Genomic DNA, 13,616 nt, shown 5'->3' on the forward strand with positions numbered 1-13,616 from the left:
TATGGATTTTAATTTAACCGAAGAACAGTTAATGATTCAACAAGCGGCACGCGATTTTGCTCAGGCTGAATTATTACCTGGTGTAATTGAAAGAGACGAACATTCGAAGTTTCCAACCGAGCAAGTCAAAATGATGGCCGAATTGGGATTCTTAGGCATGATGGTAGACCCAAAATATGGTGGTGCCGGATTGGACAGCGTTTCTTATGTTTTGGCGATGACCGAAATTGCCAAAGTAGATGCTTCGGCTGCGGTAATTATGTCGGTTAATAATTCTTTGGTTTGTGCCGGAATGGAAAAATACTGTTCGGAAGAACAAAAAATGAAATATTTAGTGCCTTTGGCCAAAGGGGAAGTAATTGGAGCTTTTTGTTTATCTGAACCGGAAGCCGGAAGTGACGCGAGTTCGCAAAAAACTACTGCCAAAGATATGGGAGACTATTATCTTTTAAACGGAACCAAAAACTGGATTACCAACGGTGGTACCGCTTCGACTTACCTTGTAATAGCACAAACCGATGTAGAAAAAGGACACAAAGGTATCAATGCTTTTATCGTGGAAAAAGGTTGGGCTGGTTTTGAAATTGGTCCGAAAGAAAAGAAAATGGGAATCCGCGGAAGCGACACGCATTCCTTAATGTTTACCGATGTGAAGGTTCCAAAAGAAAACCGAATCGGAGCAGATGGTTTCGGATTCAACTTTGCGATGAATGTATTGAACGGTGGTAGAATCGGGATTGCTTCACAAGCTTTAGGAATTGCTACCGGTGCCTACGAATTGGCTTTGAAATATTCACACGAGCGTAAAGCTTTTGGGAAAGAAATCTTCAAACACCAAGCGATTGCATTCAAATTGGCCGATATGTATGTGAAAATTACAGCCGCCAAATTGTTGATCATGAAAGCCGCCAGCGAAAAAGACGAAGGCAAAGACATTGCTCACTCGGGTGCTATGGCCAAATTATATGCTTCCGAAATTGCTTTGGAAGTAGCCAATGAAGCAGTGCAAATTCACGGTGGAAACGGTTATGTAGCCGAATACCATGTAGAACGCATGATGCGCGACTCGAAAATCACTCAGATTTATGAAGGAACGTCAGAGATTCAACGAATTGTAATTTCAAGAGGTTTGGTTTCTTAATCCAACAAACCCACAAATAGAATAACCCTTTTAGTGTAATTGCTGAAAGGGTTTTTTAATGGAAATAATTTATACTTTTACAATATGTATGAAGAATTAAAATATTGGTACCTCCGCGATCACAAGTTGTTTTGGACGTTAAGCATGTCGCAAATCAAGCAGTTGTGCATCATAACCGGTTTTAAAAAAGCCAAGAAAGGCGACATCATTTATTTTTCTTCTTCTGATTTGCCCCGTGTTTTTTTGCTCAAAAAAGGGAATATCAAAATCGTTTCCGTTGATGAAGACGGCAATGAAACCATCAAAGACATTATTCAAAAAGGCGATTTGTTTGGCGAACTGGAATTAGACAGTGACAGAAGTTCCAATGAATATGCCAAAGCTTTAACCGATGATATTATCATTTGCAGTTTCCTAATGTCAGATTTCGAAGATTTGTTGCTGCGGAATCCGAGTTTGGCCTTGTCGTATACCAAGTTTGTTGGTCTGAAAATGAAACGCATCAAAAACAATTATGCCAATTTGATGTCCAAAGATGCTAAAACCCGTTTGCTCACTTTCCTAAAAGACTGGGCCGCACGCGACGGCAAACAAGAGGGCAACAGAACTATTATAGAAAACTACCTTACCCAAACCGATATTGCCCAAATCATCTGCACCTCTCGCCAAACGGCTACTTTGTTATTAAACGAATTAGAAGAAAACGGCCTGATGCATTACGGAAGAAAAGAAATTATCATAGAAGATCTTTCGAAGTTGTAGTTTCCAAAATCCTTCTCGGGAAAATTGTCCATCACCTTGCGGTTATTGTCCATTTTATAGCCTTTAAAGGGGTCGCATCTTTGCCTTGTCAATAACGACAAACAATTTTAAAGAAAAATAAAATGACTACAACAACATTTTCAGTACCAATCAGAGAACAAGTTTCTGAAAACAATCAAGCTATTTTTGATAATTTACAAAAAGCATTAGGATTTGTGCCTAATTTGTATGCTACTATCGGTTACTCCAAAAATGGTTTGGAAAGATTCTTGGCCTACCAAAATGCCAAAACAACATTATCCAACAAAGAAAAAGAAGCAGTTAATTTAATTGTGAGCCAAGTCAACAATTGTGTGTATTGCCAAAGTGCCCATTTGGTTTTAGGTAAAATGAATGGTTTCACAGATGAACAATTAACAGACATCCGAAAAGGAAAAGCCGCTGATGCTAAACTAAATGCTTTAGTGCAATTAGCAGCCGAAATCACCAAAACCAGAGGGGAAGCCAACTCAGATTTAGTTGATGCTTTCTTCGCTCAAGGCTATACCAATGAAAACTTAGTAGATTTAATTTTGCTAATTAGTGACAAAACCGCTATGAACTACCTACACAATTTGACCAAAGTTCCGGTAGATTTTCCATTAGCTCCGACATTATAATTTGTAAATTAGCAAACCAATTCCTCTCGAGTTGGTTTGCTTTTCAATTTTTATCCAAATGAACACAACGGAACAAAAATTACCTTTGCCACCTTTTACCATGGAAACGGCTTTGCTAAAAGTGCAACTAGCCGAGGATGCCTGGAACAGTCAGGATATCGACAGAATTGCTCAAGCTTACACCATCGACACCGAATGGCGCAATCGGACGGAATTCATCAACGGTAGAGAAGAAGTCAAAGCATTCCTAAAACGCAAATGGGAAAAAGAACGACACTATAAACTCAAAAAAGAGTTATGGGGCTTTCGCGAAAACCGCATGGCCGTTCGCTTTGAATACGAATACCAAACCGAAGACGGACAATGGTTCCGGGCCTACGGAAACGAGTTATGGGAATTTGACGAAAACGGACTAATGCGCAAGCGTTTTGCCAGCATCAATGATTTGGAAATAGCAGCAACCGACAGAATTTTATAGTAATGACCAATAAAAATACTTTTACTTTAGTTAATCCCGAAACAGGAAACTTGGCGTTCAAGCTTTTTTCTTTTGAAGATAACAGTTCGTTTGATCATATACAGCGTTTGAATTATTATTCTTTGATTTGGATTCAAAAAGGCAGCGGCAAAGTAAAAGTAGATTTCTCTGAATATGATTTTACCGAAAACCAATTACTGGCTTTTGCACCATATCAGCCTTTTATGTTGACGACCAAAGAAGAAATCGAAGGAGTGGTCATTCACTTTCATCCCGATTTTTTCTGCATTCACAAACATCATCAGGAAGTGGCGTGTCACGGCGTGTTATTCAATAATATTTATGAGCCGCCTTATGTGACTATTGATGCTAGTGCTAAAAGCACATTGGACATGATTTTGGAACAAATCAAAACCGAAATGCAAAATCCTGCTTTGGCGCAATATGAATTACTGATTTCGTATTTGAAAATCGTATTAATTACGGCTTCCAGATTGAAAAAAGAACAACAACCGCCGGCTGATACTTCGGAAAGCACCACTCCGTTTATTCTCCAAAATCTGAAAAACTATATCGAACTCCATTATAAAACCAAACATTCCGCTAGTGATTATGCCGATTTGCTGCATATCACACCGAAATCGTTGGCCAAAATTGCCAAAACCCATTTCAATAAAACCTTGACCAATCTAATCTCAGAACGCATTATCATTGAAGCCAAGCGTGAATTGTATCTTACCAATAAACCTGTAAAAGAAATCGCTTTTGAATTGGGGTATGACGATGAGCATTATTTCAGTCGCTTCTTTAAAAACAATGCTGAGGTTTCTCCTCAAATCTATCGTGAAACGGTTGGTTTTGCCAGGGCCATGGGTTAATTTTTAGAAATTTTGCCCCAATTGTAAACTACCTGACATTTCACTTTTCCTACGGATGCTACTTTTGCTTTATCAAATCAGATAAACAAAAATACAGTATCATGAACAAACACATTTTAATCCTCTTCGTTACCTTATTGTCGGTAACCGGGTTTGCTCAAAATTCGAGAGCAACACAATTCAATTTAGAAAATAAAGTAGCCCTTCAAGGCTATGATCCGGTGGCGTACTTTACTCAAAAGAAAGCAGTCAAAGGCAAAAAAGAAATCGCTGCTACCAATGATGGTGTTATCTATTATTTTGCTTCCCAGGCCAATAAAGAAGCCTTTGCCAAAAACCCAACAAGCTACGAACCACAATACGGAGGCTGGTGTGCTTATGCCATGGGTTCCAGTGGTGAAAAAGTAGCAATCAATCCGGAGACTTTCAAGATTTTGGATGGAAAACTCTATTTGTTCTACAATGCGTATTTCAATAACACCTTGAAATCTTGGAACAAAGACGAACCCAATCTGAAGAAAAAAGCAGATGGCAACTGGAAAAAAAGTAACAACTAGAACTCATGAAAAACCCAATATTTATTTGGATTATAAAACTCACCGCAGTGGTAATCCTGGTTCAGACGCTATTTTTCAAATTCACAGGAGCCGAAGAGAGCGTTTACATTTTTCAAACCTTAGGAATCGAGCCTTACGGACGAATCGGTTCAGGTGTTGTAGAGCTGATTGCTTCAATACTAATTCTGATTCCGAGAACCACTTTGCTTGGAGCACTTTTGGGTTTGGGAACCATGTGTGGCGCCATTTTTTCACATATATTTGTGTTAGGAATTGAGGTGAAAAATGATGGAGGAACATTATTCTTTTTGGCCGTAATTACATTAGTCTGTTGTTTGATTTTGGTTTACAGCCAAAAAAATAAACTCCCGGATTTATTGCGATTCAAGCTGTAAGAATCCGTTTTTCGAAAGAAATCGTACATAAGAAACAACCAAAAAACGAAACCAATTATGTTAATTCCGGCTATCCACAAAACCTTAAACGAGTTGTCCGATTTACTATCGCAACTTTCCGACAGCGACTATTGTTGCGCCTGTCCCGATCTGAGCAACGCCACCATTGGCGAGCACACCCGACACATTATTGAACTTTTTCAATGTTTGGTCAATCAATATCCAAACGGTGTAATTAACTATGACAATCGACAACGGGATTATCGGATACAAACCAATTCGGCTTTCGCCCAAAAAAGTATTGTTGACTTGCTAAATGCAATAAGCAAACCCAATAAAAATCTGCAATTGCAACAAGTAATTGATAGCGAAGCACTTTTGATAGCAACCAATTATGATCGGGAATTGTTATATAATTTAGAGCATTGCATCCATCATCAGGCACTGATAAAAGTGGCGATTCTCCAATCAGCGAATTTGACTGTTGATGAAAATTTTGGCGTTGCCCGTTCCACTATCGAATACAGAAAACAATGTGCACAGTAAGTTTTGTCAATGCCAACGGTAAGATTATCATCACGTCCAACCGCGATGAAAAGACAGTTCGGCCCAACGCCATCGCACCTAAAAATTACCACATTCATAACAAAAAAATCATCTTCCCCAAAGACAGCAAAGCAGGAGGTACTTGGTATGCCATTGATGAGCATTCCAATGTTGTCGTGCTGCTCAATGGTGCTGAAGAAAAACACTTCATCAGAGAGCATTACCGCAAAAGTCGGGGCTTGATAGTGTTGGATATTATCAGTAGTGAGTCGCCAATTAGAGCCTGGAATGATATTGATTTAAACGATATCGAACCGTTCACTTTGGTGCTTTTTGAAAATCAAAAATTGTATCAATTGCGCTGGAATGAAGTAGAAAAAGAAACCAAAGAATTAGAGACCAATCAAAGCCATATCTGGTCTTCCTCGACTTTATATTCAAAGGAAATTAGAGCCGAAAGAGCTCATTGGTTTCATACGTTTCTCGACACCAAAACTCAAATCCATGAAGAAGAACTGTTCAATTTTCACCGCTATACCGAAGAAGACAACACAGATCATGGTTTAGTCATTAACAGAAATGATGTTTTGAAAACATTAAGCATCACCCAAACCGTTATCGAACAAAATAAAGTCGCGATTCACTATTCGGATTTGATCGCCGAAAAGGAATATTCCAATACTTTCATCTCCATTTAAATGAAGTTATTTTTCCATAAACTGTTCCATTGGGAATACTGGCCGTTCCAAATCGTCTATATTCCGATTTATTTTTTGTGGGCATATTATGCGTTAAAAGCCAGGACGATTTTCTTTTTCAATACCTGCAATCCCAATATGAAAAATGGTGGCTTTATCATGGATAGTAAGATAGAAATCTATGATTTAATTCCACAACAATTCTATCCAAAAACCAAGTTGGTCAAAGAAAAAATTCCTTTTGATGAGGTGGTTTTGCTTCTTGAAAATTCCCGAATTAAGTTGCCGTTAATTGCCAAGCCCGATATAGGTTTGCGAGGTTCGGCGGTTAAGAAAATTACTAATTTGGAAGAGTTGCAAGCGTATCATGCCAAAGCCAATTTCAATTATTTGTTGCAGGATTTGATTCCGTATGACCACGAAGTTGGTATTTTTTATGTTCGCTTTCCACAGGAAAAACATGGGAGAATTACCGGCATTGTCGCCAAAGAATTTCTGATTGTTGAAGGCGATGGGCTTTCCACTATTGCCGCATTGTTAAAGGCCAATCCCCGTTACGAATTTCAGTTACAAGCTCTGGAAAAAGAATACGGAACTCAACTGAACGACATTTTGTCGAAAGGAGAAAAGCGCAATTTGGTGCCTTATGGAAATCATGCTCGTGGTGCCAAATTTTTAGATTACAGTCATCTGATTTCACCCGAATTGACCAAAGTTATTGATGAAATGTGCTTGCAAATTCCGGAATTTTATTTTGGCAGAATGGATTTGATGTACAACAGCTGGGCGGAACTGGAACAAGGTAAAAATTTCTCCATCGTAGAATTGAACGGAGCCGCCAGCGAACCTACCCACATATACGATCCAAAACATTCGCTGTTTTTTGCCTGGAAAGAATTGGCGCGCCATATCAAATACATGTTTCAAATCAGCGTCGAAAACCACAAGCGTGGCTTTAGCTATTTGCCGCATAAAGTAGGAGTGGAGCAATACCGATTGCATTTAGAACAATCTGATAAAATCGTTCATTTCTGATGCAAAATTTAAAGAACATCGTGGTGGGTTTTTTGGTCAGTTTCATTGGTTCCATTCCGCTTGGGTATTTGAATGTGGTGGGCTTTCAACTGTTTCAGAAATCAGGATTGCAGGAAACTATATTGTATGTATTAGGTGTGACCATCATTGAGTTTTGGGTGATTTATTTCACTTTAATTTTTGCCAAACAATTAGCCGCAAATAAAAAGCTGACCAAGTTTATCGAAGCTTTTTCTATTGTTTTCATGTTCGTTTTAGCGCTTGTTTTTTACTTTGGTTCCAATGCCAAAACGGATTATTCTGCTTCATTCACTTATGCTCCTTTTGTTTTAGGGTTGGTGCTGAGTTGTTTCAACTTTGTGCAGATTCCGTTTTGGACGGGCTGGAATCTCTGGCTTTTAAACGGAAACTATATTGAAATTTCCAAAACCAGAAAGTATTTCTATATTTTCGGCACCGTTGCTGGAACTTTTTTTGGGATGTTGATACTCATTTTTTTACTTCATTTTTTTACTTCCAATGTTGATTTTTTGGCTAAATACCTACTGCAGCTCATCATTCCGTTAGTTTTTGTCGGATTGGGAATGTGGCAATCGCTAAAGTTTTATCGCCAGTACAAAGGCTGATTTCATTTCTTTACTTTTAGTATCTTTACGACAAGAATGAAATCGAAGATTCACGAACACAAAAACAATCTTTAAATAGTGAGTAAACACATCATCATTACGGGAACATCACGTGGTATCGGCTATGAGCTTGCACTACAATTTGCCAATGCCGGTCACCAGGTTCTGGCGGTTTCCCGCAAAACACCACAAGGATTATTGGGAAATCCTAACATCACTTGTCTTTCTGTAGATTTGTCTCAGGAAAATGATTTGATTAAAGTAGAAAATTTTCTCTCCTCAACTTGGAAAAGAGTAGATGTCATCATTCATAACGCGGGTAGTTTGCTGCACAAACCTTTTGCACAAACCACCCAACAGGATTTCGAAAACGTTTATAAAGTCAATGTTTTTGGCGTGGCCAATTTGACCAAAGTGTGCTTGCCATTTTTGCAAAAAGGAAGTCATGTGGTTTCCATCAGTTCGATGGGCGGTATTCAAGGCAGTATGAAATTCGCGGGATTGGCCGCTTACAGTTCCAGCAAAGGTGCTGTCATTACGCTTTCTGAACTCTTGGCCGAAGAATACAAAGAACAAGGCATTGCCTTCAATGTGTTAGCTTTGGGCGCCGTACAAACCGAAATGTTGCAAGAAGCTTTCCCGGGTTATATCGCCCCAATTTCTGCTAAAGAAATGGCGGATTATATTTTCAATTTTGCACTCACCGGCAATAAATACCACAATGGGAAAGTGATTCAGGTTTCCTCAACAACTCCATAAACTTGAGCGAAGTTCTTTCAAAATATTTGCCTGAACATGCTGTTCTGCCTTGCTTTGACTTAATCAAAAGCCATAATGTGCATTTGAAAATCGTCAACGAGCGCCAAACGCGTCACGGAGATTACCGCAGAGCCATTGGTGGCAAACACGAAATCACGGTTAATGCCAACTTGAACAAATACCGTTTTCTGATTACTTTGGTTCATGAGATTGCTCATTTGGTAGCTTACGAAAAATACGGTCGCCTGATAAAACCACACGGCAATGAATGGAAACACACTTTTCAACGTTTGATGGTGCCATTTATTCACCCGGAGATTTTTCCGCATTCGGTCTTGCCTTTGGTGGCAAATCATTTCAGAAATCCTACTGCCAGTAGTGATACTGATGCGCGCTTGGCTTTTGCTTTAAAACAATTTGACGAACGCAAATCAGACATTCATTTCATTCACGAAGTACCCAGTGGAAGCTTTTTCAGAATCAAAAACGGCAGAATTTTTCAGAAAAAAGGATTGCGGGTTAAGCGGTATGAATGCCTTGAAGTCAAAACCGGCAAGCTTTATTTGTTCAATGCCAACGCTGAGGTGGAAATTTTACCGGGTTGATAGTTTAAAAAACTCAGCAACTTAGTACCTTAGCGGCTTAGTTACTTTTTAAAAAAAATGAATAAAAATTATTACGCCATAGTAATGGCAGGCGGCGTGGGTTCGCGCTTTTGGCCGGTTAGCACCACTGATTTCCCGAAACAATTTCACGACATGTTAGGTTCGGGCGATACTTTGATACAAAAAACATTCAGTCGTTTGGCCAAGTCGATTCCGGCCGAAAATATTTTGATATTAACCAATGAACGCTACAACGATTTGGTGTTGGAACAACTGCCAATGGTAAAACAGGAGCAAGTGTTGCTGGAGCCAGCCATGCGAAACACAGCACCGTGCATTCTTTATGCTTCGCTAAAAATTCAGAAACAAAATCCGGATGCCGTTATGGTGGTAGCGCCAAGCGATCATTGGATTGAAGATGAAGACGAGTTTTCAAGAAATTTGCAGCAGTGTTTTGACTTTTGCCAAAAAGAGAATGCGTTGATGACGCTGGGCATACAACCGACTTTCCCGAATACCGGTTTTGGGTATATTGAGTTTGATAAAACCGATGCAAATCCAATCAAAAAAGTAACTCAGTTTCGGGAAAAACCGGATTATGAAACGGCCAAATCGTTTTTGGAAGCCGGGAATTTCCTTTGGAATGGGGGCATTTTTATTTGGAGTGCTAAAACCATAACTGAAGCTTTTGAAAAGTTTCAACCTCAGATGAATGCTTTGTTTCAGCAAGGGAACAGTAGTTATAACACTTCCGCTGAGAAAGAATTCATCAATGCTAATTACGCCAAGGCTGAAAATATTTCCATTGATTATGCCATTTTGGAAAAAGCGCAAAATGTGTATGTATTGCCGGCTACTTTTGATTGGAATGACTTGGGAACTTGGGGACAATTGCATGAGAAATTAGACAAAGACGAAAACAACAACGGCGTTATCAATGCTAAAGTGGTTATGGAAAATGCGTCTAATAACATCGTCCGCTCCGATGCCAATAAACTTATCGTTATTGACGGTTTACACGATTATATCATTGTAGATAAAGAAGGTATTCTGTTGATTTATCCAAAAAGTAAAGAGCAGGACATCAAACGAATAACGGCTATGGCCAATAAATTATAAAGCAAAGGAACCTTAGGGTTCCTTTTTTTATAGGTTGAAATTAAGTGTAAAATTGTACTACTTTCTGCGCAACTTTTTTTACTTTAGTACTTCTTAAAAAGAATCTGAAACTATATGCAGCAAAAGGGATATTATATTTGGAAAATAGCACTGATTGGTATGTTGCTTTTTTTTCAATCTTCCTTTGGGCAATTGACAAATTTTACGCTGACCGTTGTCAAAACAAATGAAACCTGCACCGCTAACGGGAGTTTAACTTTTTCAGTTTCTAATACGGCACCCGGCGCTACCATGATTTATACTATTTATCATTTGCCTGATGTAACCACTCCAATTTCTTTGCAATCAACTACGACTATTTCAGGGCTTGTTGCCGGGAATTACAGAGTGGTGGCTACTCAAATTTTAAACGGTTCCACCAATGCACAGCAACAGGATATAACAATACTTTATCAGGTAACAGCATTAACCTACCAAGTAGTGGGAACCAATGTAATATGCGGAAATGACGGTAAAATAACGGTAAATATAACGGGAGGAACAGCCGTAAACTATGAGCTTTTTGCAGGACCGGTAACCCGACCACTTCAATCCTCAAATGTTTTTACCAATCTTCCGGAAGGGCTATATAGTATCAGGGTTTTTAATAGTTGTAACGAGGGTGTTGTTCAGAATTTCCAGCTAGAAAAATCGATTCCCAATATTGAATTTAATTCTAATACTAATTCAATAGCTAGCTGTAATTTGGTATCGGCATCATTTTATATTTTTAGTGGTGCTTATAACGCCACAAAAATTATAGCGTATCCGATAACTATTGAATTTACCTTGTTTCCACCAACTGGAGGCTCAACAACTACCACGCAAACTTTAACTCAGGGAAACCCAAACCAGCAACAAATTTCAACTCAGTTTCCGCTGTATTACGATCAAAGTTATTCTTATAATGTTAAAATTACGGATGCTTGTGGTAATGTATTCATTAAAAACAGTAATCAGATTTTCATTAGGATGCAGTTGTTGGTCTATGAACAGCCGGTTTCATGTGCTATGCAATTGGTGGTTAATCCCATAAATTTCGTGGCTCCTTTTACGGTTACGTTTCTTAGTGCACCACCCGGATTCGTTCCTGTTGATTATAATAGCCAGCACCCGGGACCGTTTACTCAAACGGCTATTTATACTTTTGGTTACCCACAAGGCACCTATACGATACAAGTGACGGATGCCTGTGGTCATTCGGTTACGCAACAATACACCACGCAACCGCCACCAATTCCATACGTAGGTTCCAGCGTATTAAACGGATGCCAAACAGGAGAAGGCTCTGTATTGATTTCAAATGGAACTAACAATCTTATCAGTGTTACTATTGTAGCGGCACCGCAAATCTACCAAAACCCTTTGCCAGAAGACGTCAGTTATAATTTGCATAATGGAATTTTCACTATGAATTCTTTTCCGGCTGGGAATTATACTTTTCAAGTTATGGATGGCTGTGGCTTTTCCAGTATAGTAAATGTTCAAATTCAGGGATACCAAATTATAAGCAATGGTGTTAACCTGGTGAATAATTGTAATTCTTTTGATATTGCCTTGAACCATCAAAGCACCACGTCAAATGCTTTGTTTTATATGCAAAAATGGGATGTGGCCAGCAGTCAGTGGGGAAATCCGATAACGAACTATTATGATAGTTACCAACCGGGTCCTTTAAACGCTATTGCATTACAAAATAATTTCACAAATTTGAATTTTAGTTACAGTGGTACGTTTCGGATTGTAAAAGTTTTTTTTGTTTATGCTAATGGAAGCAATGGTTTGGTAAAATGCCAGGATGTAATTTATACTTTTGAATATAATGGTCTTCCAAAAATCAATGCAGTATATTCTTTTGCTTGTGGGAATGGTAATTACAGTGTATTGGTGGATGCTGTTGGAACGTTGCCGCTAACGTATAAAATCACTACAAAAAACGGAGTCTCATTTATAATAGATAATGGAAATTCAAATATATTAACAGGAATAGCGCCCGGAATTTACAATTTTCAAGTGATAGATAATTGCGGCAATGTATTGAATAGCGTCTTTGAGATTCCACATCCATTTGATTTGAGTATAACACCTACTAACATGTGTGAGGGGCAAGTAGCATCATTGTCAATTCCGGCTTTCGGACTTTTAAGTTACCAATGGTGGAAAGACAACAATACCGGGACTATTTTGAGTACTACCAATACTTTGACTTTTCCATCCTTTAATTTGGCGAATAATAGCGGAACGTATCACGTTAGAATAAGTTACCTGTCAAATCCCAACAGCTGTATTGATTTTGTTATAGATTATACGGTATCGCCAATTCTTGTCAATCCTAATGCCGGTCAAGGCTCTCAGGTAAGTTATTGTGGGAATAAAGGGGTAATTGATTTGTTCTCTTTACTGACAGGTAATTACGATGGGAATGGTACTTGGACGGAACTTACCAATAGTGGTTTTTTAAATAATAATCTTTGGAATTCAACCTTCGCTTCTTCGGGGATGTATCAGTTTAAATATAGCGTTAGCAAATGTAGTTTTGTTGATGAGGCTTTTGTCATTGTTATCATCAACTCAATTCCACAAACGCCATTTGTTACTGCATCAGAAACTATTTGTGAAGGAAACGATGCCCAACTGTTCGCTAATGTTGAAATGCCATCAGGGTATTCTTTTGCTTGGACTGGTCCTAATAATTTTGCCTCCACCGAACAAAATCCGATTATTCAAAATGCTGTTTTGGCCAATAGCGGAACTTATAGTGTAAAATCAATCTTGGGAGAATGTCAATCCGAAGAAGTGAGCATAGATTTGCTGGTGAATCCAATTCCAAAATTCACTTTAGATTCAAAATGTGATGGTGGGCGCTATATCCTATCGGCTTTTCCGGAGAATGCGTCTTTTGATGTCAATGCTGTTACCTATTCCTGGAGCGGTCCCAATGGCTTTACTAGTACAGTAAACCCTGCTGATATTACACAATTGTCTCTGGGGAGTTATTCGCTGACTATCACCGATACCAATGGTTGTGACAGTACTGAAAGCATTGAGGTGGCCAGCACTTTTTGTCAAATTCCAAACGTGATTACACCCAACAATGACAACCTGAACGATACTTTTGATTTGTCGGGATTGGATGTTGAGAAACTCGAAATTTATAGCCGCTGGGGAAGAAAAGTGTATGAAAAAGAGAACTACATTGACCAATGGCAAGGACAAAACATGCACGGCGGATTCCTTCCGGATTCTACTTATTACTACTATATAAAACTCAGAAACCAGGAGTCAAAAATAGGCTGGGTTTTTCTGAACAGAGGCTAGT

General features: G+C 38.8%; 15 protein-coding genes. All 15 read left to right on the top strand.

The genetic code is table 11. The features are described from left to right. Position 1 precedes the first annotated feature (1 nt). Complete coding sequence (locus V7D82_RS04205) at positions 2-1,141, top strand: acyl-CoA dehydrogenase family protein (protein ID WP_333599723.1); 1,140 nt, start codon at positions 2-4, stop codon at positions 1,139-1,141. Positions 1,142-1,225: 84 nt separating this feature from the next. Next, positions 1,226-1,903: a Crp/Fnr family transcriptional regulator gene (locus V7D82_RS04210; protein ID WP_333599724.1), complete on the top strand. Its 678-nt coding sequence runs from the start codon at positions 1,226-1,228 to the stop codon at positions 1,901-1,903. A 122-nt stretch (positions 1,904-2,025) separates the two neighbouring features. Continuing rightward, positions 2,026-2,562, top strand: coding sequence for a carboxymuconolactone decarboxylase family protein (locus tag V7D82_RS04215; RefSeq protein ID WP_333599725.1), 537 nt, complete (start codon positions 2,026-2,028; stop codon positions 2,560-2,562). Between the two features lie 58 nt (positions 2,563-2,620). Continuing rightward, a complete protein-coding gene (locus V7D82_RS04220; RefSeq protein ID WP_333599726.1) occupies positions 2,621-3,040 on the top strand; it encodes a nuclear transport factor 2 family protein in 420 nt (139 codons plus the stop codon). Between the two features lie 2 nt (positions 3,041-3,042). Next, positions 3,043-3,918, top strand: a complete 876-nt coding sequence (locus V7D82_RS04225; protein ID WP_333599727.1) for a helix-turn-helix domain-containing protein — start codon at positions 3,043-3,045, stop codon at positions 3,916-3,918. A gap of 101 nt (positions 3,919-4,019) precedes the next feature. Beyond that, positions 4,020-4,475, top strand: coding sequence for a YHS domain-containing (seleno)protein (locus tag V7D82_RS04230; protein WP_333599728.1), 456 nt, complete (start codon positions 4,020-4,022; stop codon positions 4,473-4,475). A 5-nt stretch (positions 4,476-4,480) separates the two neighbouring features. After that, a complete protein-coding gene (locus V7D82_RS04235; protein ID WP_333599729.1) occupies positions 4,481-4,870 on the top strand; it encodes a DoxX family protein in 390 nt (129 codons plus the stop codon). A gap of 57 nt (positions 4,871-4,927) precedes the next feature. After that, positions 4,928-5,416: a DinB family protein gene (locus V7D82_RS04240; protein WP_333599730.1), complete on the top strand. Its 489-nt coding sequence runs from the start codon at positions 4,928-4,930 to the stop codon at positions 5,414-5,416. Next, entirely contained in the window at positions 5,404-6,114 is a 711-nt protein-coding gene (locus V7D82_RS04245) for an NRDE family protein (RefSeq protein ID WP_333599731.1), read from the top strand. The genes V7D82_RS04240 and V7D82_RS04245 overlap by 13 nt, the downstream gene beginning before the upstream one ends. Then, a complete protein-coding gene (locus V7D82_RS04250) occupies positions 6,115-7,149 on the top strand; it encodes a D-alanine--D-alanine ligase (protein WP_333599732.1) in 1,035 nt (344 codons plus the stop codon). After that, positions 7,149-7,775: a hypothetical protein gene (locus tag V7D82_RS04255; RefSeq protein ID WP_333599733.1), complete on the top strand. Its 627-nt coding sequence runs from the start codon at positions 7,149-7,151 to the stop codon at positions 7,773-7,775. Before V7D82_RS04250 ends, V7D82_RS04255 begins: the two co-directional genes overlap by 1 nt. A gap of 75 nt (positions 7,776-7,850) precedes the next feature. Next, entirely contained in the window at positions 7,851-8,534 is a 684-nt protein-coding gene (locus tag V7D82_RS04260) for an SDR family NAD(P)-dependent oxidoreductase (protein ID WP_333599786.1), read from the top strand. A gap of 2 nt (positions 8,535-8,536) precedes the next feature. Further along, positions 8,537-9,139: a SprT-like domain-containing protein gene (locus V7D82_RS04265; RefSeq protein ID WP_333599734.1), complete on the top strand. Its 603-nt coding sequence runs from the start codon at positions 8,537-8,539 to the stop codon at positions 9,137-9,139. Positions 9,140-9,196: 57 nt separating this feature from the next. Continuing rightward, positions 9,197-10,258 (top strand): mannose-1-phosphate guanylyltransferase, encoded by a 1,062-nt coding sequence (locus V7D82_RS04270; RefSeq protein ID WP_333599735.1) that lies wholly within the window; start codon positions 9,197-9,199, stop codon positions 10,256-10,258. A gap of 114 nt (positions 10,259-10,372) precedes the next feature. Beyond that, entirely contained in the window at positions 10,373-13,615 is a 3,243-nt protein-coding gene (locus V7D82_RS04275; protein WP_333599736.1) for a gliding motility-associated C-terminal domain-containing protein, read from the top strand. Position 13,616: the final 1 nt, after the last annotated feature.

Origin of the sequence: Flavobacterium sp., from assembly GCF_036741995.1 — a bacterium.
In the GTDB taxonomy this organism is placed as follows: domain Bacteria; phylum Bacteroidota; class Bacteroidia; order Flavobacteriales; family Flavobacteriaceae; genus Flavobacterium.

Excerpts from the sequence above, each read along its gene's own strand:
- V7D82_RS04205 (WP_333599723.1), top strand. The coding sequence starts at position 2 with ATGGATTTTAATTTAACCGAAGAACAGTTAATGATTCAACAAGCGGCA.
- V7D82_RS04210 (WP_333599724.1), top strand. The coding sequence starts at position 1,226 with ATGTATGAAGAATTAAAATATTGGTACCTCCGCGATCACAAGTTGTTT.
- V7D82_RS04215 (WP_333599725.1), top strand. The coding sequence starts at position 2,026 with ATGACTACAACAACATTTTCAGTACCAATCAGAGAACAAGTTTCTGAA.
- V7D82_RS04220 (WP_333599726.1), top strand. The coding sequence starts at position 2,621 with ATGAACACAACGGAACAAAAATTACCTTTGCCACCTTTTACCATGGAA.
- V7D82_RS04225 (WP_333599727.1), top strand. The coding sequence starts at position 3,043 with ATGACCAATAAAAATACTTTTACTTTAGTTAATCCCGAAACAGGAAAC.
- V7D82_RS04230 (WP_333599728.1), top strand. The coding sequence starts at position 4,020 with ATGAACAAACACATTTTAATCCTCTTCGTTACCTTATTGTCGGTAACC.
- V7D82_RS04235 (WP_333599729.1), top strand. The coding sequence starts at position 4,481 with ATGAAAAACCCAATATTTATTTGGATTATAAAACTCACCGCAGTGGTA.
- V7D82_RS04240 (WP_333599730.1), top strand. The coding sequence starts at position 4,928 with ATGTTAATTCCGGCTATCCACAAAACCTTAAACGAGTTGTCCGATTTA.
- V7D82_RS04245 (WP_333599731.1), top strand. The coding sequence starts at position 5,404 with ATGTGCACAGTAAGTTTTGTCAATGCCAACGGTAAGATTATCATCACG.
- V7D82_RS04250 (WP_333599732.1), top strand. The coding sequence starts at position 6,115 with ATGAAGTTATTTTTCCATAAACTGTTCCATTGGGAATACTGGCCGTTC.
- V7D82_RS04255 (WP_333599733.1), top strand. The coding sequence starts at position 7,149 with ATGCAAAATTTAAAGAACATCGTGGTGGGTTTTTTGGTCAGTTTCATT.
- V7D82_RS04270 (WP_333599735.1), top strand. The coding sequence starts at position 9,197 with ATGAATAAAAATTATTACGCCATAGTAATGGCAGGCGGCGTGGGTTCG.
- V7D82_RS04275 (WP_333599736.1), top strand. The coding sequence starts at position 10,373 with ATGCAGCAAAAGGGATATTATATTTGGAAAATAGCACTGATTGGTATG.